At 65.7% G+C, this 24014-nt stretch carries 17 protein-coding genes; 13 read left to right on the plus strand and 4 right to left on the minus strand.

All coding sequences use genetic code 11. The annotated features are described in order from the left end of the window. Nucleotides 1-103 precede the first annotated feature (103 nt). The 10 genes from dnaA to ACNJX9_RS00050 all read left to right on the plus strand — a co-directional run bounded on the left by dnaA (nucleotide 104) and on the right by ACNJX9_RS00050 (nucleotide 14745). Nucleotides 104-1516, plus strand: a complete 1413-nt coding sequence (gene dnaA / locus ACNJX9_RS00005) for a chromosomal replication initiator protein DnaA (RefSeq protein ID WP_057754144.1) — start codon at nucleotides 104-106, stop codon at nucleotides 1514-1516. A 249-nt stretch (nucleotides 1517-1765) separates the two neighbouring features. After that, nucleotides 1766-2884 carry a DNA polymerase III subunit beta gene (gene dnaN / locus ACNJX9_RS00010; protein ID WP_439407455.1) on the plus strand — a complete coding sequence of 373 codons (1119 nt, stop codon included), beginning with the start codon at nucleotides 1766-1768 and terminating at the stop codon, nucleotides 2882-2884. 198 nt (nucleotides 2885-3082) lie between these two features. Further along, complete coding sequence (gene recF / locus ACNJX9_RS00015; RefSeq protein WP_439407456.1) at nucleotides 3083-4219, plus strand: DNA replication/repair protein RecF; 1137 nt, start codon at nucleotides 3083-3085, stop codon at nucleotides 4217-4219. Between the two features lie 313 nt (nucleotides 4220-4532). After that, a complete protein-coding gene (locus tag ACNJX9_RS00020; protein WP_439407457.1) occupies nucleotides 4533-6698 on the plus strand; it encodes a hypothetical protein in 2166 nt (721 codons plus the stop codon). 133 nt (nucleotides 6699-6831) lie between these two features. Next, entirely contained in the window at nucleotides 6832-7515 is a 684-nt protein-coding gene (locus ACNJX9_RS00025; RefSeq protein ID WP_057754039.1) for a hypothetical protein, read from the plus strand. Nucleotides 7516-7795: 280 nt separating this feature from the next. Beyond that, the gene (gyrB, locus tag ACNJX9_RS00030) at nucleotides 7796-10231 is read left to right on the plus strand and encodes a DNA topoisomerase (ATP-hydrolyzing) subunit B (protein ID WP_057754041.1); all 2436 of its coding nucleotides are present in this window, start codon (nucleotides 7796-7798) and stop codon (nucleotides 10229-10231) included. Between the two features lie 277 nt (nucleotides 10232-10508). Beyond that, nucleotides 10509-11093, plus strand: a complete 585-nt coding sequence (locus ACNJX9_RS00035) for a phospholipid scramblase-related protein (protein ID WP_439410227.1) — start codon at nucleotides 10509-10511, stop codon at nucleotides 11091-11093. A gap of 137 nt (nucleotides 11094-11230) precedes the next feature. Continuing rightward, the gene (murA, locus tag ACNJX9_RS00040) at nucleotides 11231-12526 is read left to right on the plus strand and encodes a UDP-N-acetylglucosamine 1-carboxyvinyltransferase (protein ID WP_057754129.1); all 1296 of its coding nucleotides are present in this window, start codon (nucleotides 11231-11233) and stop codon (nucleotides 12524-12526) included. A gap of 342 nt (nucleotides 12527-12868) precedes the next feature. Further along, nucleotides 12869-14260 (plus strand): MATE family efflux transporter, encoded by a 1392-nt coding sequence (locus ACNJX9_RS00045; RefSeq protein ID WP_439407458.1) that lies wholly within the window; start codon nucleotides 12869-12871, stop codon nucleotides 14258-14260. Next, a complete protein-coding gene (locus tag ACNJX9_RS00050; RefSeq protein ID WP_057746912.1) occupies nucleotides 14257-14745 on the plus strand; it encodes a DUF2867 domain-containing protein in 489 nt (162 codons plus the stop codon). The genes ACNJX9_RS00045 and ACNJX9_RS00050 overlap by 4 nt, the downstream gene beginning before the upstream one ends. A 24-nt stretch (nucleotides 14746-14769) precedes the next feature. On the opposite strand, the gene ACNJX9_RS00055 is transcribed toward ACNJX9_RS00050, so the two are convergent. Beyond that, nucleotides 14770-15885 (minus strand): FUSC family protein, encoded by a 1116-nt coding sequence (locus ACNJX9_RS00055; RefSeq protein ID WP_439407459.1) that lies wholly within the window; start codon nucleotides 15883-15885, stop codon nucleotides 14770-14772. A 123-nt stretch (nucleotides 15886-16008) separates the two neighbouring features. Between ACNJX9_RS00055 and ACNJX9_RS00060 the strand changes: the two genes are divergently transcribed. After that, complete coding sequence (locus ACNJX9_RS00060) at nucleotides 16009-17379, plus strand: MmgE/PrpD family protein (RefSeq protein WP_439407460.1); 1371 nt, start codon at nucleotides 16009-16011, stop codon at nucleotides 17377-17379. A gap of 4 nt (nucleotides 17380-17383) precedes the next feature. Here ACNJX9_RS00060 and ACNJX9_RS00065 read toward each other — a convergent pair whose 3' ends face one another. Continuing rightward, nucleotides 17384-18811, minus strand: a complete 1428-nt coding sequence (locus tag ACNJX9_RS00065) for a serine hydrolase domain-containing protein (RefSeq protein ID WP_439407461.1) — start codon at nucleotides 18809-18811, stop codon at nucleotides 17384-17386. A 144-nt stretch (nucleotides 18812-18955) separates the two neighbouring features. After that, complete coding sequence (locus ACNJX9_RS00070) at nucleotides 18956-20014, minus strand: helix-turn-helix domain-containing protein (RefSeq protein WP_439407462.1); 1059 nt, start codon at nucleotides 20012-20014, stop codon at nucleotides 18956-18958. A gap of 358 nt (nucleotides 20015-20372) precedes the next feature. Here ACNJX9_RS00070 and ACNJX9_RS00075 point away from each other — a divergent pair, with 358 nt between their 5' ends. Continuing rightward, on the plus strand, nucleotides 20373-21290 hold the full coding sequence (locus ACNJX9_RS00075; RefSeq protein ID WP_057746920.1) for a pirin family protein: 918 nt from the start codon (nucleotides 20373-20375) through the stop codon (nucleotides 21288-21290). 63 nt (nucleotides 21291-21353) lie between these two features. Next, nucleotides 21354-22268, plus strand: a complete 915-nt coding sequence (locus ACNJX9_RS00080) for a phosphoribosylaminoimidazolesuccinocarboxamide synthase (RefSeq protein WP_057746922.1) — start codon at nucleotides 21354-21356, stop codon at nucleotides 22266-22268. 190 nt (nucleotides 22269-22458) lie between these two features. Here ACNJX9_RS00080 and ACNJX9_RS00085 read toward each other — a convergent pair whose 3' ends face one another. Beyond that, nucleotides 22459-23952: an NAD-dependent succinate-semialdehyde dehydrogenase gene (locus ACNJX9_RS00085; protein WP_439407463.1), complete on the minus strand. Its 1494-nt coding sequence runs from the start codon at nucleotides 23950-23952 to the stop codon at nucleotides 22459-22461. Between the last annotated feature and the right edge of the window lie 62 nt (nucleotides 23953-24014).

Here is a 24014-nt window from a genome sequence, read left to right on the forward strand (position 1 = left end):
CTATGCCCGAATGATGGACTCGCTTGAGGTCGCGCCCTGCATGGCAGGAACTCTGCATGGCGCTCACCACGCAACCTTATCTCTCAAGAAAAGTTTTCAAATGATGACGAACTCGGAACAGGATCGCTGGTCGCGCGTGAAGAATCGCCTGCGCTCGAACGTCGGCGAAGACGTCTATACGAGCTGGTTCGCGCGCATGGATCTGGAAGGCGTGCAGGACGAAAGCGTGCGACTGTCGGTGCCGACGCGGTTCCTGAAAAGCTGGATCCAGGCCCATTATGCCGAGCGCGTGCTGTCGTGCTGGCAGGCCGAGATGCCGGAAGTGCATCGCATCGATCTCACCGTCCGTTCCGCGGTGCGTCCCGTGGTGCAGCCGAAGGAAGCGCCCGCGCCGGTCGAGGCGCGCCGCGCCCCCGCGCCGGAGCTGCGCTCGACCGCGACCGCGCCCGTTTCCGCCAATCATGACGCGCTCGGCGGCTCGCCGCTCGATCCGCGCCTGACCTTTGCAAGCTTCGTCGTCGGCCGCTCCAACACGCTGGCCCATGCGGCCGCGCGTCAGGTCGCCGAAGGCCGCCGCGGCGACGCCGTGATGTTCAACCCGCTCTACATCCATGCCGGCGTTGGGCTCGGCAAGACGCATCTGCTCCAGGCGGTGACCTGGGCCGGCAATTCCGGCAATGAGCGCAAGGTGCTTTATCTCACCGCGGAAAAATTCATGTACGGCTTCGTCGCCGCGCTGAAGACGCAGACGGCGCTCGCCTTCAAGGAAGCGCTGCGCGGCATCGACGTGCTCGTCATCGACGATCTCCAGTTCCTGCAGGGCAAGTCGACCCAGGCCGAATTCTGTCACACGCTGAATGCGCTGATCGATGCCGGCCGCCAGGTCGTGATCGCGGCCGACCGTCCGCCGTCGGATCTCGAGAGCCTCGACGATCGCGTCCGCTCGCGCCTCGCCGGCGGGCTCGTGGTCGAGATGGGCTCGCTCGGCGAGGAGTTGCGCCATGGCATCCTCAAGTCGCGCGTCGCAGCCGCCCGCACCCATCACGCGACCTTCGACGTGCCGGAAGAGGTGCTGCATTATCTGGCCCGCGCCATCACCCATAACGGCCGCGACCTCGAAGGCGCGATCAACCGGCTTCTTGCTCACTCGAAACTCAACAACCAGCCGGTGACGCTGGAGATGGCGGAGCGCGAGGTGCGCGATCTGATCCGCCCCTCGGAGCCGAAGCGGATCAAGATCGAGGACATCCAGCGCGTGGTGGCGCGGCAGTATAATGTCAGCCGCTCCGACCTGCTGTCCTCGCGCCGCACCGCCAATGTGGTGCGTCCGCGCCAGGTGGCGATGTACCTCGCCAAGACGCTGACCCTGCGCTCCCTCCCCGAAATCGGCCGCAGATTCGGCGGCCGCGACCACACCACGGTGCTGCACGCCGTGCGCAAGATCGAGGCGCTGGTCTCCAAGGACAATGCGCTGTCCGAGGAGGTCGAGTCGCTCAAGCGCCAGCTGCAGGAATAAACGCCTAAGCCTCCTGACATGCTCCCGCCGCCCGGCCATGCCTGGGCGGCGGTCGTTGTTTTGGCGGGTAAATCGTGGGGAACTGGCTCCCGATCCCTTGAATCCCGGGGCCATCCGCGCCACCTTGCGCGACCCTGACGGCTTTGGTCATATCGGCTCGATGACCCGGCCTTCCCAGGGTCTTCGGTGCCGCGGCGCGCTGTCCTTCGCCCGGCTTTTTCCATCTTTGGGGATCGGGCGAGTAGTGCAATGAAGGTTACGGTCGAACGCGCGCAACTCCTGAAATCACTGGGCCATGTCCATCGCGTGGTCGAGCGCCGCAACACGATTCCGATCCTGGGCAACGTGCTGGTGCGCGCCGAGAACGCGAAATTGTCGCTGAAGGCGACGGACCTCGACCTCGAGGTGACCGAGACGCTGCCGGCGCAAACCGCAACCGCCGGCTCGACCACCGTGCCGGCGCACATGTTCTACGACATCGTGCGCAAGCTGCCGGATGGTTCGCAGATCGTGCTGGAGGCCGACGGCGACCGCGCGGTGCTGGCGATCCGCGCCGGCCGCTCGCGCTTCACGCTGCAGACCCTGCCGGAGAACGATTTCCCGGACCTTGCCGCCGGCGACCTCTCGCATTCGTTCAATCTCGCCGCCAAGGACGTCAAGCGGCTGATCGACCGCACCCAGTTCGCGATCTCGACCGAAGAGACGCGCTATTACCTCAACGGCATCTATCTGCACGCCGCCGGCACCGCGACCGCCGCGACCTTGCGCGGCGTCGCCACCGACGGCCACCGCCTCGCCCAGCTCGATCTCGTCCAGCCCAAGGGCGCCGAGGGCATGCCCGGCGTCATCGTGCCGCGCAAGACCGTCGGCGAGGTGCAGCGCCTGATCGAGGACACCGAAGCCGAGATGACGATCGAGCTGTCGCAGGCCAAGATCCGCTTCACCATCGGCAATGTCGTGCTGACCTCTAAGCTGATCGACGGCACCTTCCCCGACTACGGCCGCGTCATTCCGCAAGGCAATGACAAGGAGCTCGTGGTCGACAAGAAGGATTTCGAGAACGCGGTCGACCGCGTTTCGACGATTTCGAGCGAACGCGGCCGCGCGGTCAAACTGTCGCTGTCGGCGGGCAAGCTGGTGCTGTCGGTGACCAATCCGGACTCGGGGAGCGCGACCGAAGAGCTCGAGGTCGAATACGCCTCCGACGCGCTCGATATCGGCTTCAACTCCCGCTACCTCCTCGACATCGCCGCCCAGATCGAAGGCGACGTCGCGGTGCTGAGGTTGGCCGACCCCGGCTCGCCGACCCTGGTGCAGGACAAGGACGACAAGAGCGCGCTGTACGTGCTGATGCCGATGCGGGTGTGAGGGGGGTTCTCTCGACCATCCATCGGAACCGTAGGGTGGGCAAAGCCTGCGCCGTAGCTCGAAGAGCGAAGGTGAAAGCGTGCCCACCATCGAGCAGCACGAATCGCCGCGAGACGTGGGCACGGCGCGCAGAGCGCGCCTTTTGCCCACCCTACGGCATGCTCTCAAGGGGAGCGCGCGCGCCCATAACGAATGACCATGACCACCTCCCGCATCCATCGCCTGACGCTGACGCATTTTCGGAACTATCGGGCGGCGGGGCTCGAGACGGCGGCTGACATGGTGGCGCTGGTCGGGCCGAACGGGGCGGGCAAGACCAATTGCATCGAGGCGATCTCGTTCCTGTCGCCGGGCCGCGGCCTGCGCCGCGCCACGCTGGAGGATGTCGCCGATAACCAGGGCGACGGCTCCTGGGCCGTCTCCGCGCAGGTCGAGGGCGCGCTGGGCCTCGCCACGCTCGGCACCGGCATCGAGCCGCCGCGCGCAGATAGCCCGGTGATCAGGCGCTGCCGCATCGACCGCGAGCCGGTGAACTCGGCGGCCAGCTTCGGCGATCACATCCGCATGGTGTGGCTGACGCCGGCGATGGATGGGCTGTTCATGGGCGCCGCGTCCGAGCGCCGGCGCTTCTTCGACCGCCTGGTGCTGGCGATCGACAGCGAGCATTCCAGCCGCATCAACGCGCTGGAACGCTCGCTGCGTTCGCGCAACCGCCTGCTCGAGACGCGCAATTACGACGACCATTGGTGTGACGCGATCGAGCGCGAGACGGCCGAGCTTGCCGTCGCGGTCGCCGCAACACGCGGCCAGACCGCGGCGCGCCTGACCGGCATGCTCAACGCGCGCGCGCAAGCCTCGGCTTTTCCTTCCGCGCAAATCGCGCTCGACGGCTGGATGGAGAACGCGCTGCTGACGGAAACGGCGACCTCGGTCGAGGACCGCTATCGCCAGATCCTGCGCGACAACCGCCCGCGCGATGCCATCGCCGGCCGCACCACTGAAGGTCCGCATCTGACCGATCTGCAGGTGATCTACGCGCCGAAAGGCATGCCGGCGCGCGATGCCTCCACCGGCGAGCAGAAGGCGCTCTTGATCGGCCTCGTGCTGGCGCATGCGACGCTGGTCGCCGAGATGACCGGCATCGTGCCGCTTTTGCTGCTCGACGAGGTCGTCGCCCATCTCGATCCCAACAGGCGCGCCGCGCTGTTCGACGAGCTGCGCAAGCTCGGCGCGCAGGTGTGGCTGACCGGTGCGGACCCGGCCGCCTTTGCCGAGATCGGCGCGGGCGGCGAAGTCTTTGACGTCGAGAGCGGACGCGTTTCCGCCCGGCGCTAGCCTGATGTGTTGAACCCGGCCTATTCGGATCGCGACTAAGACTGTGAGGCCGCAGCTGGCGGTGTCGCAGCCGTTGCAATCGCGCGATCGACAGGCGCGAGATCCCTGGAGAGAAAGACCATGACGACGGTAAGGCGCGGGATGAAAGTCCCGGCACGATGGCGGCTGTTCGTGTGCGGCCTCGCTCTGCCCGGCAGGCCGGGATACCGCTTTTGAACCTGCCCGGTTCCATCCACGACTAGCTGTCTGGGCCGCGCGATGACGTCGCAGCCCGCACATGACGCAAAGAGCGAGAAATCCTGGAGTGCTGCCGATGTCGATGATCAAGCGCGGGATGCGGGTCCCGGCACGTGGGCTGCTGCTCGCCTTTGGCCTTCTGCTGGTGGCGAGCACCGCACGCGCGGCGCAATTCGACGCCGGCTATGTTGATCCCCACACGCTGCCGAGGCTGCCAGGCGCGGTCGAGGACACCTCCGATCCCTCCCGGGTGCAATATGGCGTGCCGACCGTGGTCGCGGTGACATCGGCGGCCGTCAGGAAGATGCTCGTCGCCGAGGGTTGGGTGCCCTATGTCCGCCCGCTCGACGAGGCCAACACCAGTCTCGCCTTCAAGAAGGGACGGCAGGGCCTGTCCGTCTCCTTCACGCAGGGCCTCGGCCGACCGGACCAATCCGCGGTCACCTACTCCCCGAGCCGGATCTATTCGAACGTGCCGTTCCCCGAGGGCGCTGTTGACCTCGTGTTCGACGAGACCCGGCCCTATCTCGGCTGCATCGCGCCGGCCACGCTCGAGGCGGTACAGGATTTCTATGCGAAGGAAATGGCCGCGATCGGCTGGCGCAAGCTGACGCCCGAGACGGCCGCAAGCTGGCCGAACGCGGACCTCTCTGCGGTCATCCCGAACGGCGTGCGCGCCTATTACGACCATCCCGAGGGCGACTCGACGCAGTTCTACAAGCAGAAGCCGGTGATGCTGACGCTGACCCGCCGCGACGACGGCCGCACCAATGTCGACATCAGGATCGCGCCGTTCGCGCTGCCCACCGATCTTGAGCGCGGCGATACGGCCGGCCTGCCGGAGCCGAAGCCATACAAATCGTCCTCGGGCCGAGGCAACGCCCGAACATCAACGCGCGAGCTGATCGTTGCCGCCCTCGCCGATCTGCCCACTGTGGAGGCCTTCTACCATCGCGAATTTGCAAGGCGGGGCTGGACGGAAGAGGGAAATGCACCTCTCGCCCCGGGCGACGAGGTCGCGCTGAAATTCTCCTCGCCGGAGGAGAACGGCGTGCTGCATCTCGGCCGCAAATACGATTTCACGATGGTCCATCTGACCGCGCAGGTGAAGGAGAGCGTGCTCGCCGCCCGCGCCAAGGCGAAGCAAGACGCCGATGACCAGTTCATGAAGGACGCGGAGGCGATGACGAAGCGGGTCCTCGCCGAGGACGCGGCACGTCGCAAGGCGGAGGCCGCAACGCTGTCCGATGCGCCGTTGCAGGCGCTCGCAGGCAGCAACGCGCCGCTGGCCGTCCCTGAGAACGCGCAGGAGGTGGAGTCCGGCGACGGCCGGCTCGAGTTCAACTCGACCTCGAGCGTGAAGGCGCTGGCCGCCTTCTATCGCGCCTCCCTGAAGCCCGCCGGCTGGAAGGAGCAGCCCTCCGTCATCAACCAGCCCAACATGGCGGTGCTGGAATTTTCCAAGGCCGGCAAGTCGATCTCGATGACCTTGATGCAGATGGGCCCGAAGGTGAACGTCAGCGCCAACGGATCCGGCCTGAGGACAGCCGCTGCCAAGCCTGCCGTCACCAGCCCGGCGGCGAGCAACGATCCTGCTGCCACGCAGCCCGGAGCATCCGCGCCGCTGGAAGCAGATCCGGACTCTGCGCTGCCGGTGCCGAAGCAGCACAGCTCGACCTCGCTGGGCACGGCAAAGCTGCCGGGCATCGCGGTGCCGTTCCGCCGCGAGCTCGAAGCCAGCGTGCCGGCCGAGCTCGGCGACGTGCTCGCCTTCTACCGCAGCGAGCTGAAAAGACTCGGCTGGCAGGAGAAGCCTGAAGGCGCGATCACGACCGCCGATCGCGTCCAGCTCGCCTTCGCCTCGCCGCAGGGACCAGCAATGCTGAAGCTCGGCCGCGCCAATGGCGAGACGTCGATCGACCTCGTGCAGAAGAATCCTGAAGCCGCGGCCAAGGCGGACATCATGCCGAAACCAGGTCAGGCCAAGCTGCTGCTGGGCAATATGGGCAACCAGGAAGCCATGCTCACCATCAACAAGCAAACCGTCAAGGTCGCGGCTGGCGCCGGTGGCCCTCAATCGCCGAAAGGGCCGATGCTCGACCTGCCGCCGGGCAAGTATCCGTACGCGCTGAAGATCGCAGGGCAGAGCGGCCGGAGCGGCACGATCGAGTTTGCCGCGGGCGATGCCTGGGGCCTGATGGTGGGGCCGACCGGCGAGGTGCTGCCGCTGCAAATGTATTGATCCGCAGCCTTTGCCAGTCACGGCCGGCTTGAACCTGAGCGGTTCGCGCGGCGACTAGTGGTCCTGAGGCTGCGCATCGCCGCAGCCTTCGCATCGCACGAAGATCACGACGCGGCGTCCCTGGAGAATGAGCATGACCATGGTCAAACGCGGGCCGAACGTCCCGGCACGATGGCGGCTGCTGCTATGCGCCCTCATTCTTCTGGCGGGGTGCTCGAAGGAACAGCTGACGGCAGATCCCAACGTCGAGATGCCGGCACCGAAGCAAAGCAGCTTCAGTCAATTCCGCACCACGCGGGCGCATGGCGCCGAGGCCCCGCTCCGGACCGAGATCGACGCGCGGGTGCCGGCGGAGCTCAACGAGGTGCTGGCCTTCTACCGCAGAGAGCTCGGGCAGCGCGGCTGGCGGGAGCTGCCGGATGACGCAATCATCGCCGCCGATCGCGTGCAGCTGGCCTTCATCTCCCCGAAAGGCCCGGCCGTGCTGAAGCTCGGCCGCGCCAAGGGCGAAACCACGGTCAGCCTGGCGCAGAGGAATCCGGAGGCCGCAGCCAAGGCCGATGTCCTGCCGACATCAGGACAAGCGCGGCTGATATTCGGCTATCTCAGGCCCGACGTGGCTTCGCTCGTGATCAACGCTCAGACCATTGAGATCGCAGGCGGCGAAAATCATCCACAAACGCTGGATCTGCCGCCGGGCACGTATCCCTACGAGCTGCTTGTGTCGGGCCTTCGGGTGCGCGCCGATACGATCACGCTGGCCAAAGGCGAGGCCTGGACCCTCAGCGACGACAAGAAGCCGTCCCAGATCTACTGAACCCCTGGCCTGTTCCGGGCCGCTGCAGCGGCTCCGAACAGGCCCGTCCCCCCGCAAGATCCACGTCTTTGAAGACCCAAAACGGGGCCTCGAATCGGGCTTTTCAGGGAGCTTGGAATCGGCCTTCGAACGGCTTGAAATCAGGCCCAAAAATCCTATCTGATCAAAGGGTTGCCGGGAGATACTTTGCGCTAGGCGCAAACTCTCTTTCATGGCACAAAGAGCATCCTGATCAGCGCCTTTTGCGCGGCTGATTCGGGCGACATTTCGAAGGCCTCTCATGACAGAACCTGCTCGGCAGCAAGCTGCCGAAAACGAGCCCTCCACCGCGAGCGAATACGGCGCGGAATCGATCCGCGTGCTCAAGGGGCTCGACGCCGTCCGCAAGCGCCCCGGCATGTATATCGGCGACACCGATGACGGCTCGGGCCTGCATCACATGGTGTACGAAGTTGTCGACAACGCCATCGACGAGGCGCTGGCGGGCCACGCCACGCGCGTCGATGTGATCCTCAATGCCGACAATTCCGTCACCGTCCGGGACGACGGCCGCGGCATTCCCGTCGACATCCACAAGGGCGAAGGCATCTCGGCGGCCGAGGTCATCATGACCCAGCTGCACGCCGGCGGAAAATTCGACCAGAACTCCTACAAGGTCTCCGGCGGCCTGCACGGCGTCGGCGTCTCCGTCGTCAACGCACTGTCGAGCAAGCTCGGCCTGCGCATCTGGCGCGATGACAAGGAACATTACATCGAGTTCGCCCATGGCGATGCGGTGGCACCGCTCAAGGTCGTCGGCGATGCGCCGGGCAAACGCGGCACCGAGGTGACGTTCCTGGCCTCGACCGAGACCTTCAAGAACATCGAATATGATTTCGCGACGCTCGAGCATCGCCTGCGCGAGCTCGCCTTCCTCAATTCCGGCGTCAACATCGCGCTGTCAGACATGCGTCACGCGGTCGAGAAGCGCGAGGAGATGTATTATTCCGGCGGCGTCGAGGAATTCGTCAAATATCTCGACCGCAACAAGAAGGCCCTGGTGCCCTCGCCGATCATGGTACGTGCGGAAGCCAACGGCATCGGCGTCGAGGCCGCTTTGTGGTGGAACGACAGCTACCATGAGAACGTGCTGTGCTTCACCAACAACATCCCGCAGCGTGACGGCGGCACTCATCTCGCCGGTTTCCGCGGCGCGCTGACGCGCCAGGTCAACGGTTATGCCGAGGCCAATGCCAAGAAGGAAAAGATCGCTCTGACCGGCGACGATTGCCGCGAAGGCCTGACCGCGGTTCTGTCGGTGAAGGTGCCGGACCCCAAGTTTTCGTCGCAGACCAAGGACAAGCTGGTGTCCTCGGAAGTGCGTCCCGTGGTCGAGAACGTCCTCAACGAGGCGCTCCAGGCCTGGTTCGAGGAGCATCCGTCCGAGGCCAAGATGATCGTCGGCAAGGTGATCCAGGCCGCTGCCGCCCGCGAAGCCGCGCGAAAAGCGCGCGAGCTGACCCGCAAGAGCCCGCTCTCGGTGTCCTCGCTGCCCGGCAAGCTCGCCGACTGCCAGGAAAAGGACCCGGCCAAATCGGAGCTGTTCATCGTCGAGGGTGACTCGGCCGGCGGCAGCGCCAAGCAGGGCCGCAACCGCGAATTCCAGGCCGTCTTGCCGCTGCGCGGCAAGATCCTCAACGTGGAACGCGTGCGTCCCGACAAGATGCTGTCATCCGAGCAGATCGGCACGCTGATCACCGCGCTCGGCACCGGCATCAGCGACGAGTTCTCGATCGAGAAGCTGCGCTACCACAAAATCATCGTGATGACGGACGCCGACGTCGACGGCGCCCACATCCGCACGCTGCTGCTGACCTTCTTCTACCGGCAGATGCGCGACATCATCGACGGTGGCTATCTCTACATCGCCCAGCCGCCGCTCTATAAGGTTTCACGCGGCAAGTCCGAGCAGTATCTGAAGGACGAGCGGGCGTTGGAAGATTATCTGATCGACGCCGGCCTCGACGACTGCGTCTACATCCCGGGGACCGGCGGTGATCGCTCGGGCCGCGACCTGCGCCAGCTGGTCGACGATGCCCGCGTGGTCCGCAGCATCCTGCGCAACCTGCACAGCCGCTATAACCGCAAGGTGGTCGAGCAGGCCGCCATCACCGGCGTGCTGAACAAGTCGGTCTACGGCAATCCCGAGACCGCCGCGGCTGCGGCGCAGTACATCGCGACCCGGCTGGACAGCCAGGCCGAGGAGGTCGAGCGCGGCTGGACCGGGCAATTCGTCGAGGGCCAGGGTTTCCTGTTCGAGCGCACCGTGCGCGGCGTCAAGGAAGCAGCCGTGATCGACGACGCGCTGCTCGGCTCCGCCGAGGCGCGCAAGCTCGACGAGTACACGCCCAAGCTCCAGGACGTCTACGCTCGCGCCGGCAAGCTGCGGCGCAAGGACTCCGAGCACGTGGTGCACGGTCCGTCCGATCTGTTCGAAGCGGTGACCGAAGCCGGCCGCAAGGGCATCGCGCTGCAGCGCTACAAAGGCCTCGGCGAGATGAATCCCGAGCAGCTCTGGGAGACCACGCTCGACACCGAGGCGCGCTCGCTGCTGCAGGTGAAGGTCAAGGAGGTCGACGAGGCCGACGACATCTTCACCAAGCTGATGGGCGACGTCGTCGAACCGCGCCGCGACTTCATCCAGGAACATTCGCTGAGCGCGACGATCGATATTTGACGCGGTTGGCCTTGGACAGTCGTCATGCCCGGGCTTGTCCCGGGCATCCATGTTCTTTGTGCCTTGTGGCAGGGCGTGGATGGCCGGGACATAGGCGAGCGGAAGCGACGCCGTCCTTCGGACGGCTACGCCCGGCCATGACGGATGCCGACGGTGTCGCCTGAACCTCACCCCAGCCAATCGCGACGAAATGGCGTAGGCGGCTCTGGATAGGTTCGAACGAATGTTGCCGACGCTAGCTGGACAGAGCCGGATGTACGTGCAGCAGGTCTTCGAAATGGCCGAACTGTTCGGTTTCGAAACCCGCAACAAGTACCGCATTCGCGATGAAAATGGCCGCGATCTGCTCTATGCGGCCGAGCAGCAAAAGGGACTTCTCGGCTTCCTCGGACGCCAGGTATTTGGCCATTGGCGCTCCTTTGAGGTGCATTTTTTCGACAATTCGCGACAGCCCGTCATGCGCGGGGTTCATCCCTTCCGCTGGTTCTTTCAATGTCTGGAGCTGCGCTCGCGCGACGGCCGCCTCATCGGGACCATCGAGCGTCAGTTTTCGATTCTCACCAAGCGTTTCCAGGTGCACGATGCGCAGGGAAGAGTGGTGCTCGAAGTCACATCGCCATTCTGGCGCGTCTGGACCTTTCCATTCATGCGCGGAGGGCAAGAGCGCGCGCGCGTTGCGAAAAAATGGTCTGGCCTCGGCTCCGAACTGTTCACCGACCGCGACAATTTCCTGGTGGAATACCTGGAACGCAGCCTGACAGAAGATGAGCGAGCCCTGGTTCTCGCAGCTGCGATCTACATCGATCTCATGTATTTCGAAGCCAAGGGCGAAGGCGGCGTGATCAATTTGCTCCGCAATTGAAAGCCCGGTGCTGCGGGCCTCTCCTGCTTGCGGCCGCCCCCCTGAACCTTGCCAGCGCAATTGCTACCGCGCTCAATTCCCTATAGTTTCCGCCCCCAAAGCAGCCCGCCCCACCGCAACAGGACGGAGAGATCCCAGTGGCGCCCATTCAGTACATCGTCGAGGGCGGTCACCGGCTCTCGGGCTCGATCGAGCCGGCCGGCAACAAGAATTCGGCGCTGCCGATCATCGCCGCCGCGCTGCTGACCGAGCATCCGGTGACGCTTCAGAACGTGCCGCGGATCCGCGACACCGAGACGCTGGTCGAGCTGGTCCGCTCGGTCGGCGCATCGGCGGAATGGACCGAGCGCAACACGCTCCATATCCACGCCAAGAGCATCCGCGCCGCCGATCTCGACCCCGAGCTCTGCGTCCGCATTCGCGCCTCGATCCTGCTGGCAGGTCCCCTGCTCGCGCGCTGCGGCGAGGTGATGCTGCCGCCGCCCGGCGGCGACGTGATCGGCCGGCGCCGGCTCGATACCCATGTGCTGGCGCTGGAACAATTGGGGGCCAAAGTCACCGCGACGGACCGGCTGGAATTCCGCTGCCCCAAGCTCACCGGCGCCGACGTGTTCCTGGACGAGCCGAGCGTCACGGCGACCGAGAATGCGCTGGTCGCCGCCGTCGCGGCCGATGGCGTCACCTATTTGCGCAACGCGGCCTCCGAGCCGCATGTGCAGGACCTCGCCAACTTCCTGGTCGCGCTCGGCGCCAGAATCGAGGGCGTCGGCACCAACACCATGGTGATCCATGGCCCGGCGACGCTGGGTTCTGCGACCTATCGGATCCAGCCCGACCATATCGAGGTCGGCTCGCTGATCGGGCTCGCCGCCGTGACGCGCTCGCCCTTGCGCATCGTGCGATCAGGCGTCGAGCATCTGCGTTCGATCCGCATGGGCTTTGAGCGGCTCGGCATCGTGTGCCGCGTCGAGGGCGACGATCTGATCGTGCCGTCGAACCAGACCCTGAAGATCCAGGACGATTTCGGCGGCCATGTGCCGAAGCTGGAGGACCAGCCCTGGCCGGCCTTCCCGGCCGATCTGATGTCGATCGCGATCGTCACCGCCACGCAATGCGAGGGCGTGATCCTGATGTTCGAGAAGATGTTCGAGTCCAGGATGTTCTTCGTCGACAAGCTGATCGGGATGGGCGCGCGCATCGTGCTGTGCGATCCGCATCGCGCGATCATCGCCGGCCCCAGCCGGCTGCACGGCGCGACGCTGAGTTCGCCCGACATTCGCGCCGGCATGGCGATGCTGCTCGCCGCCGTCTGCGCCGAGGGCACCTCCACCATCAACAACGCCGACCAGATCGAGCGCGGCTATGAGCGCATCGACGAGCGGCTGAATGCGCTGGGCGCGAAGATCCGGCGCGTGCCGGAACGGAAGGGGTGACGGCTCTCTCCCCCGACAGTGTCGTAGTCTCGGTAGGGTGGGCAAAGCGGAGCGTGCCCACCATCTCTCTCGATCATTGATAGGACGTGGGCACGGCGCAACTGCGCCTTTGCCCACCCTACGAGACTCTCTCCCCGACGACAGTGTCGTAGGGTGGGCAAAGCGACTTGTCCGCCGTAGCTCGTAGAGCGAAGGCGGAAGCGTGCCCACCTTCTCTCAATCATTGATAGGTCGTGGGCACGGCGCAAGCGCGCCTTTGCCCACCCTACGATACCGAGCTAGCGGATAGAGTCCCTCGCCCGGGCCATGTTTTCGACGTGCGGCCGTGCTATCGCAGCCGCCATGCTCGACAGCGTCCAGCCACAACAGCCGCCGCAAACAGGCGTGCAAGGCCATCTCGCGCAGGAATTCGCCGAGACGTTGCGGCTGGCCGTGCCGATGATGCTGACGCAGCTCGGGCAGATTGCGATGATCACCAGCGACCTCGCCTTGATCGGGCGGCTCGGTGAGGATGCGGTCGCGGCTGCGGCACTTGCGCACACCGTCTATTTCGTCAGCTTCACGTTCGGGCTCGGCCTGATGGCCGCGGTATCGCCGCTGGCAGCCCAGGCGTTCGGCGCCGGCGACATCAGGCGCATCCGCCTCTCCTTGCGCGTCGGCCTGTGGGTCGCACTGCTGATCTCGCTGCCGATGATGGCCTCGCCGCTGTATGGCGAGCACATCCTGATCGCGCTCGGACAGGCGCCGCACTCGGCCGCGCTGGCGCAGCGCTATCTGAATGGCCTTGCCTGGGGCATCGCGCCCGCGCTCGGCTTCATCGCGATCCGCAGCATGATGAGCGCGGTGAACCGGCCGCAGGCGCCGCTGTGGATCACGCTCGCGGCGATCCCCGCGAATTTCGCGCTGGTCTATTGCCTGATCCATGGCCTGTTCGGGATGCCGGAGCTCGGTCTGTTCGGGGCGGGGCTTGCGACCACGCTGATCAATCTCGGCACCTTCATCGCCGCGCTTGCCATCGCTGGATGGCGCAAGCCGTTCGCCGACTATCATCCGCTCACGCGCCTCTGGCGAATCGACTGGCCTCTGACGCGCCAGCTGATCGCGATCGGCGCGCCGATCTCGTTCTCGCTGCTGCTGGAATACGGCCTGTTCTCTTCGGCCGCGCTGTTGATGGGCCTGATCTCGACCACGGCGCTTGCCGCGCACCAGATCGCGCTGCAGGTCACCGCGGTGCTGTTCATGGTTCCGCTCGGCATCGGCATGGCCGCGACCGTGCGGGTCGGCCACGCCTTTGGCCGTGACGATCCGGCCGGCGTTCGGCGCGCGGGGCTCGTCGCGGCGGTGCTCGGCATTGCGTTCGTGGCGGCCCTGACTGTCGGCATCATCCTTGGCCGCTACGAGCTGGGGCGGCTGTTCTTCGGCAGCGACGCGGCCAGCGCGCCGACGATCGAGCTGACCGCGACACTGCTGCTGGTCGGCGCCACCTTCTTCATCGCCGATGCGCTCCAGACCATCATGGGCGGCGCCCTGCGCGGCATCAATGACACCAGGATGACGCTGGCGTTCGCAGCGATTGGCTATTGGTGCGTCGGCTTTCCGATCGCCTGGATGCTCGCCTTCCACGCTGATCTCGGCGCGGTCGGGGTCTGGACCGGGCTGTCGATCGGATCATTCGTTTATGCCGGACTCCTGGTCTTGCGATTCCGGATGCTGACGCGCAAACTGGCGGGATGACAGGATCCGTTCGCGAAATCACCCCCGATGTCGATGCCGGCGCGGTGCTGGCAGGCGCGCAGTTCATCGATGCGTTTCGCGCGGAGGTCGGCACGACGCAATTGAGCGCCCGCGAGGCCTGCACAAGAATGGTGCTGCACGGGCCGCGCTGGATCGATATGCTGACGCGCTTGCGCAACATCCTGGTGACCCCCTTCGGCCTGAAAAAATCGGGTGAAGGCGCCTACGCGCCCGGCGGCCTGATCGGCCTGTTTCCCGTGGTGAGCGAGACACCGGAGCGGCTGATCGCCGGCTTCAACGACTATCATCTCGATTTCCGTATCGTGGTCGATGTCGCCGGCGAAGCGACGCTTCGCCACGTTACCGTGACCACGCTGGTGAAAACCAACAATTTGCTCGGGCGGACTTATCTCACGCTCATCACGCCGTTCCACAAGCTCGTCGCCCGCAGCATGATGGGGAGCATCGTGGAGCCCGCGCGATGACGCTGCTCCTTTGCTGTCGCTAGCTCACTCCGCGACCTTCACCGGCCCATCCGCCGCCGCCTCCGACCATTCGCCGACGACGCGGTCGAGGTCGCAGAGATTCTGGTGCATCTGCTCCAGCGAGAAGCCGAGCGCGAAGAAGCGCTCGGCGGTGTCGCTGGTGTGGCCGCGGATCAATCCATCCTGGCGCACGGCCGCCACCGCCTCGGAATAATGCTGAAGCGCGACGTGCACGGGATGGATCGGCGGCGCGCCGCTGCCTTCGCGCAGGGCTTCGGCCGCCGATTTGAGGAAGCGCAGGATCGCCGCGCTCACCTCTGCCAGGGGACCTGCGAGCCTGACCTGCACCTCGGCCGGCAGCGGCACCACGGTGGCGCGGCCGATCATGACGGCGTCGTGGCGCAGCCGCAGGATCGTGCGCAGCAGGGGACCGGTATCGGGGCCGCTCGACAGCCGCGCCGAACGCTCGCGCTCGGCCTCAGCGCCGATGGTGTTCATGCCCACCATGGCGGTGCCGATGCCGTCCTGGATCCGATGCAGCGCATCATTGTCGCGGCCGCGGGTCAGGCCCGCGAGCAATTCGCCGAAGGCCTCCGCGATCAGATCGAGCAGTTTCGCTGCGCTGGGGCGAATCTGGCGCACCGCGCGCGAGGGCAGCACCAGGAAGGAGACCAGGAGGCCCGTCACCGCCCCGACCGCAACCTCGCAGACGCGGTCGATCGCCGAGGCCATGGGATCGGCATGATGCATCGACGGCAGCACCAGCACGATCACCGCCGTCACGGTCGCGGAGCTGAGATTCGGATAGATCGCGGCGAGAAAGGAAAGCGGCGCCACGGCCAGCACCAGCAAGCCCAGCAGGCCGAGTTCACTGGAATAGGGAATCAGGATGGCGATCGCGCCGCCATAGATGGCGCCGCCGATCGTGCCGAGCATGTAGTCGCGCGTCGCCTTCAGCGAGCGGCCGACGCTCATCTGGGTCACGATGATCGACGTCAGCACCGCCCAGAGCGGCAGCATGAGATGCAGCGCGGTGGCGAGCGCATAGGCCCCGGCGGCCGCAACGGTGACCCGGACCGCCAGCCCCAATTGCGTCCTGCGCGACCAGACCCGGTCGAACAGCTGTCTTGCTGACATCATCGTCAAACGCCCCTGCGCCATCCGCTCGCGCCAACCAAAAGCATAGCTGATGCCCGCAGCCCCAAGGCTGCTTGAAAGGCCCAATCAGCCCGCCTAACTTGCCGGCCAAAACGAGGAAACACGATGGCCCACGAAACCGCAACGCTCGCTGCCTATGTCGCCAGGCTGAAATTCGCCGATATCCCGGCGGAGGTGCTGGATCGCGCCAAGGTGCTGACGCTGGACTTTCTGGGCAGCGCGATCCGGGCGCGGCGCGAGGCCGAATCCACCCCGTCGCTGCTGAAGACGCTGGAAGCGCTGTCGCTCGATGCCAGGGGCGAGGCCACCGTGTTCGGCGATTCCAAGACCTGGACCCCGGCCGTGGCGGCGCTGCTCAACGGGGCGCTCGGCCATTCCCTCGATTTCGACGATACGCATGCGGATTCCTCGCTGCATCCGAGCGCACCGGTGGTTCCGGCCGCTTTCGCCGTCGGCGAGATGGTCGGCGCTTCCGGCCGCGATGTGCTGACGGCGATCGTCGCGGGCTATGAGGTGTGCTGCCGGCTCGGCAACGCGCTCGACCCGACCTCGCATTATGCGCGCGGCTTCCACCCGACCGCGACGGCGGGCACCTACGGCGCGGCAGCTGCGGCGGCGAAACTGTTCGGGCTGTCCGAGCAACAAATCATCGCCGCGTTCGGCGTCGCCGGCAGCCAGGCTGCGGGCTCGCTGCAATTCCTTGTCAATGGCGCCTGGAACAAGCGCTACCAGGTCGGCGCCGCCGCGATGAACGGCGTGATCGCAGCGACCTTGGCGCGCAATGATTTCGTCGGCGCGACGGAATCGGTCGAAGGCAAGCACGGCCTGCTCGCCGGCTACACCGACGACGCGCATCCCGACAAGGCGGTCGCCGAGCTCGGCAAGACCTACGAGACCATGAAGATCGGCGTGAAGCCTTATCCGAGCTGCCGCTACACCCATGCCGCGATCGACGCGCTGATCGCGATGCGGCGCGAGCACAATCTGACGCCGGACCAGGTCAAGCACGTCCAGATCGGCCTGCATCGCAACGGCATCACGCTGACTGGTGACGCCGCCACCAAGCGGCATCCGACCTCTGTTGTCGGCGGCCAGTTCTCGATGTTCTTCACCGGCGCGCTCGCGCTCGACCAGGGCTCGTTCGGCTGGGACGATTACGCCAGGCTGGGCGATGCCGCCATCGACGCGCTCGCCGACAAGTTCGAGGTCGTGCAGGACGACCGGTTAGAGGTTGGTCGCACCCATCCTTTTGGCGCACGCGTCAGCATCACCACTGAAGACGGCGTGCACGAGCGGCTCTACGCCGATCCCTCAGGCGAGCCGAACTCATTCCCTGATGCGCAGGCGATGCAGCAGAAGTTTCTGACGCTGGCACGGCCCGTGCTGAAGGCACGGGCCGACAAATTCGCCGACGCGATCATGACGCTGGAGCGGTTCGACCGCGTCGCGACAGCGACGGAACTGGGACGGCAGTAGCCGCCTAGTTCACGCCCGCCAGCTTCCCATTCTCGCGCGTGACAGCCACGACATCGCGGACGAGATCGAATACGCCGTCGGCTTGCGGCGGAAAGTTCGGCGAGCGGCCCATTCGCACGATCACGAGCTTCTCCGAGGGGATCACGATCGTGTACTGCCCGATCGTGCCCTTGGCGAAGAAGGCATCGCGCGGCCAGCCGTGATCGACGCGAAATCTTGCGCCAAAACTGTTGCCCTGGTTGGTCCAGAACCCCGCGCCGATGCCGACCCAGGCGTTCGGCGTGGCGGACACCGAATAATTCACCCAGCCCTCCGGCAGGATGCGCTTGCCGCCGACGACGCCGTCGTCGAGATAAAGCTGGCCGAACCGGGCCCAGTCGCGCGCGGACGCCATCATCTCGCCGGAGCCCTCGATCGTGCCTGAAGCGTCGAGCTGCAGCGTGACGTCGTGCATGCCGAGCGGCGCGAACAATTCGCGGCGCGCCAAGGCGAGCGCGTCAGTGGGCTTGCCGCCGGCGGCGTTGCGGATCAACTGCGCGAGGATGAGGAAGTTGCCGTCGTGATAATTCCACGAAGTGCCCGGCGCGGCCGCGAGCGGCGCGCGCTCGGCAAAATCAGCCATATCGTCCTCGGCATATTTCATCGTGTTGACCGGTTCGAGTACCGAGCCAAGCTTGGCCTCCAACGAGCTTCCGAGTGCGATGCCGGCGGTGTGACGCAGCAATTGATCGACGGTGATGGCATGGCGCGGATCGTCAGGATTTTGCCAGGCAGCGACGGGCGCGGGCCCGTCGAGCTTCAGCTTGCCCTGGCGCACCAGGATGCCCGTCAGCGCCGAGGTCACCGACTTCGTCATGGAGAAGCCCAGCAGCTGCGTCTGCGGCCCGATCCCGTCGGCGTAGCGCTCGGCAATGACGCGGCCGGCCTTCATGACGACGATCGCGCGGGTGCGGCGATAAGGCGGCTGCGCGGGCTCGGCAAAGGCGCGGCCGAGCGCCGCTGCCAGGCCCTCGCTTTGCGGGACTACAAGTCCCGGGCCGGCGATCTCGGGCAGCAAGGCGGGCTGCCGGTCGTCGGACGGCAATGCGACAGCGGTGATCCCCTGCCCGTGCTCCAGCGTGCAACCGAGCCCCTCGCGATAGACGGCGTGGCTGCGGCCGATGCCGAACAGGGACACCGTAACATCCTTGCGCGCACGATCGACCTGAAGATCCATCGCCCAGGTCAGAAGACCCGCACCGGGCATCGCATCGGTGGTGTCAGCGAGGTCGCGCCTGCCATCGAGGCCGGAGACGAAAACGTCCGAGCAGAGCGTGTGGGCGATGAAGCCGGTGGCAACCTTCGGCACGTCGCGGGCCCGCGCCGCGCCGAGCGCGAGGGCGCCACAGGCAATCGTGGTGGTAAGGAGGATGATCTTGCGGCGACGGGTCACGGGCTTTCTCCGGCTTGGGGGGACTGCAGGAGAGCAAGCCGGGGGTGGGCGATAGGCGCTCGCCGGATTTGGAAATCGGCCTCGTCGAAACTGATCGGGGCTGATTGATTTCGGAATCCTTAAGTGATTTCAAGGGTCTGAGATCTAGGCCGCGTCGGCCTTGAGACGGCGGTACTCGGTCGGCGTCACGCCGGTCACCGCCTTGAAGGCGCGGTTGAACGGGCCGAGGGACTGGAAGCCGGCGTCCATCGCGATGGTGATGACGGGAACCTCGACCTGGGTGGGATCGGCCAGCGCGGCCTTGGCCTCCTCGATGCGATGGCTGTTCAGGAACACATTGAAGTTGCGATAACCGAGCCGCTGGTTGATCAGTCGGCGCAACCGGTATTCCGGAGTCTTCAGCCGGCCCGCCAGCACGCCGATGGTGATGTTCTCCTGGCGATAGATCCGCTCGTCCGCCATCAGCCGCATCAGGGCGTCGATGAGCTTTTGATCGGCGGCGTCGGCCGCTGGCTGACTGGAAGCAACAGGGATTGCGGGCGCCACGGCGGCCGGAAACAGATCCGCCCCGTCAACGCGCATCATGGCATAGACGATCGCCGCGACGGTCAAGGTGAGCGCGCCAGCGCTGATGGTTTCGGCGACGGCGCCGACATGGTAGCCGGCAGCGGCGATCTGGAGCACCGCGTTCAGCCCGCCATAGAGCGCGATGGCGCAGACGATGAAGACGCGAGCGCTGCGGCGGCGCTCGACCAGGTCGGCCGGCCAGGAGGCGATCATCTGCCCGACCGCAAGGGCGATGAAGCCGAGCACGATCAGATTGACCACCGTGACCGAGAACCGCACATGGCCGCCGGGTGCAATCCAGACGCAGCCCGCGAAGCTGTAGGCCGCGACCGCCGCCCAGATCAAACCATGCCACCAGCGCAGGCGGAACTCGTCGTCGAACAGGGCGCGCGTGAACAGCCAGAACACCACGATGGTGGCGGTCGATATTGCGATCAGCGGCGCATGCCAGAGCGGGACCCGCGACGTGACATCCAGCGAATAGCTCACCGCATGTGCGACCGAGCCCAGCACGAAGGCCGCGCCAAGGCGTGCAGCCAGCACATTGCGATAATCATGTAACAGCGACGCCGCCAGCATCAGCAGCAGCGCGACGCTGGCCGCGCGAAAGGCGAGGTCGAGGGTGGCAAGGGTCATCGGATCATGCGATCGATCGCGGTTGCGGTCGGTCGAACATCGTTCGTTGCGGCGCTTTTTTCAAGGACGATCCGCACGTCGACCGTCATCGCCCAGTTTTACAAATCGTAGGGTGGGCAAAGCGACTTGTCCGGCGTAGCTCGAAGAGCGAAGACGGAAGCGTGCCCACGGCTTCTTCTCGATTAGAGGAGGAACGTGGGCACGGCGCTGACGCGCCTTTGCCCACCCTACGGCAACTCGTCGTCGCGCACGACAGCGGAGTACGGCGCTATTGTATCTGTGACGTCTGGTTCCGGCTTTGTCGCGACGGCGATGTGAAATCCTGCTACAATCCTGCCGCCAAGAAAAGGAGCCCGTCATGAGCTGGATGCCTGATAACGATCCCGTGCTCGGCGATCCCAAAACGTGCGACGCGCTCGATCTCGTCATCGTGCCGCGCACCCGCGATCTCGGCGACGGATTCGAGGTGCGGCGGGCGCTGCCGCATGGCAAGCGGCAAATGGTCGGGCCCTTCATCTTCTTCGATCATTTCGGCCCGGTGCAGTTCGTCTCCGGCAAGGGCATGGACGTGCGGCCGCATCCGCATATCGGGCTTGCCACCGTCACCTATTTGTTCGACGGGTCCATCATGCATCGCGACAGCGAAGGCAACGTGCAGGAGATCGCACCGGGTGCGATGAACCTGATGACCGCGGGGCGCGGCATCGCCCATTCCGAGCGCACGCCGGATGCGCAACGCGCCTCGGGCCAGAAGATGCTCGGCCTGCAAAGCTGGATCGCGCTGCCTGAAGGCTCCGAGGAGATCGATCCTTCGTTCCAGCATTATGCGGCGGGTGACCTGCCGATGATCTCCGAGCGCGACTTTACCGCGCGCGTGATCGCAGGCTCCGCCTTCGGCATCACCTCGCCGGTGAAAATGGTCTCGCCCTGGTTCTACACCGAGGTCACGGCCGCGGCGGGTGCGAGCGTGCCGCTCGACCCCGATCATGAGGAGCGCGCGATCTACGTCGTCGACGGCGAGGTCGAGATCGCCAATGAGCGCTACGAGGGGCCACGGCTGTTGATCTTCCGCCCCGGCGACCGCATCACCGTGAAGGCGCTCAAGGCCACGCGGATGATGTTTCTCGGCGGCGATGCACTGGAAGGCCCGCGCCACATCTGGTGGAATTTCGTCTCCTCCAGCAAGGAGCGGATCGAGCAGGCCAAGCAGGACTGGAAAACCGGCCGCTTCGCCACAGTTCCGCAGGAACATGAGTTCATTCCACTGCCGGAATAGGCTAATCCCGTTTCCGGGCGCGCCATCGGGCGCGACCGGATATCCCTTCCGAAGGCTGTGCCGATGACCACCATGCTCTCCAGCGACCTGCCCCTGACCAAGATCGGCCGCGGCAAGGTGCGCGATATCTACGCCGTCGATGACGACCGCCTGCTGCTGCTGACCACCGACCGCATCAGCGCCTTCGACGTCGTGATGGCCGAGACCATTCCGATGAAAGGCGCGGTCCTCACGCAGATCAGCGCGTACTGGTTCAGAAAGCTCGAAGGCATCGTGCCGCATCACATGATCAGCGCCGATGCCGACGAGATCGTCGCAGCCGTACCGGCGTTGAAGCCGCATCGCGCCGAGATCCTCGGCCGCGCCATGCTATGCCGCCGCACCACCGTGTTTCCGATCGAATGCGTGATCCGCGGCTATCTCTCCGGCTCGGCCTGGAAGGAGTATGCGACGAGCGGCACGCTGGCAGGGGAGAAGCTCAAGGCCGGCCTCGTCGAGAGCGAGAAGCTGGAGCCTGCGATCTTCAGTCCGGCGACCAAGGCCGAGACCGGCCATGACGAGAACATCACCATCGCCAAGATGCGCGAAGTTGTCGGCGACGAGGTCGCCTACACGCTCGAGAGCATGACGCGCGCGATCTATACGCTCGGCGAGGAGCTGGCGCGCGAGCAGGGCATCATCATCGCCGACACCAAGTTCGAGTTCGGCCGCGACAAGAACGGCCGCATCATCCTGATCGACGAAGTCATGACGCCGGACTCGTCGCGCTTCTGGGCGGTCGATGCTTACAAGCCCGGCCAGCCGCAAGCGAGCTTCGACAAGCAGCCCTTGCGCGACTATCTCGACACCGAGCGCCGCGCCGGCCGCTGGAACGGCGACGCCCCGCCGCCGCCACTGCCCGCGAGCGTGGTGGATGCAACCAGCAAGCGATACCTGGAAGCGTATCGGCGAGTGACGGGGCAAGAGCTGAAGATTTAGGCCGCGCTATTTCGTCTCGTTCCGTCATTGCGAGGAGCGCGCGACAAAATTGCGAAGCATTTTTGCGCCGATGCGACGAAGCAATCCAGACTGAATCCGCAGAGGGATTCCGGATTGCTTCGCGGAGCCTGTCATCGGGCCGCGCTTCGCGCGGACCCGGTGGCTCGCAATGACGTGGAGGAGTCGGGGGCTACACCCCCGCCATCATCACGTATTTGATCTCGACATATTCTTCCATGCCGTGATGCGAGCCTTCGCGGCCGAGGCCGCTTTCCTTGACGCCGCCGAACGGCGCGACCTCTGTCGTGATCAGGCCGGTGTTGACGCCGACCATGCCTGACTCCAGCGCCTCGGCAACGCGCCAGACGCGGCCGATGTCGCGGGAGTAGAAATAGGAGGCAAGACCGAACGGCGAGGCGTTGCACATCGCGATCACATCGGCCTCGTCCTTGAAGCGGATGACAGGCGCGAGCGGGCCGAAGGTTTCCTCCTGGGAGACCAGCGAGTCCGGCTTCACGTCGGCGAGCACGGTCGGCTCGAAGAAGGAACGCCCGAGCTCGCTGCGCTTGCCGCCGGTCACCACCTTGGCGCCGCGCTTGACGGCGTCCGCGATGTGCCGCTCGACCTTGTCGACCGCCTTCATGTTGATGAGCGGGCCCTGCGTCACGCCGCTTTCCGTGCCGTCGCCGATCTTCATCGCCGCGACCTTCGCCGACAGCTTCTTGACGAACTCGTCATAGATCTTGTCCTGGGCATAGAGGCGGTTGGCGCAGACACAGGTCTGGCCCATGTTGCGGTATTTCGAGACGATCGCACCTTCGACCGCCGCGTCGATATCGGCATCGTCGAACACCACGAATGGCGCATTGCCGCCGAGCTCGAGGCCGAGCCGCTTCACGCCGACCGAGGCCTGCTGGTAGAGAATCTTGCCGACCGCGGTCGAGCCGGTGAAGCCGACGAAGCGCACCGCCGGATGCTCGCACAGCACCTTGCCGATCGGCGGCGCATCACCGGTGATGATGTTGAGCACGCCCTTGGGAATGCCGGCCTTTTCGGCGAGCACCGCCAGCGCCAGCGCCGACAGCGGCGTCTCGTTGGCGGGCTTCAGCACCACGGTGCAGCCCGCGGCCAGCGCCGGCGAGACCTTGCGCGTGATCATGGAGTTCGGGAAATTCCAGGGCGTGATGGCGCCGCAGACGCCGATCGGCTGCTTGATCGCGAGCAGCCGCGCATCGGGCCGCTGCGTAGGGATGGTCTCGCCATAGACGCGGCGGGCTTCCTCCGCGAAGAACTCGATATAGGCGGCCCCGATATCGACCTCGCCGAGCGCTTCCGACAGCGGCTTGCCTTGCTCGGAGGTCAGGATCAGCGCGAGATCCTCGCGATTGGCGGTGATCAGCTCGAACCATTTGCGCAAAATGTTGGAGCGCTGCTTGGCGGTGTGCTTGGCCCAGGCCGGAAATGCGCGCTGGGCGGCTTCGACGGCCTTGGTGGTGTCGTCGGCCCCAAGCTGCGGGACTTTTGCGATTTCGACCCCGGTTGCGGGATTGTTCACGGCGAACACCGGCGTGCCGACCCAGGCGCCGTCGATGTAGCAGGCCTGCTTCAGCAGCGAGGGGTCCTTCAACCGGTCACGCAGGTTGGCGGTGGCGTGCTGGGCGCGTGCAGCGGCGGTCGGGGTCATGGCGTTACTCCTGGGGTCATCGATTGGCCCGGAATATAAGGAGAGACGGCGCGCGATGCACC

This window comes from Bradyrhizobium sp. BLXBL-03 (genome assembly GCF_051853015.1).
Taxonomy (GTDB): Bacteria; Pseudomonadota; Alphaproteobacteria; order Rhizobiales; family Xanthobacteraceae; genus Bradyrhizobium; species Bradyrhizobium manausense.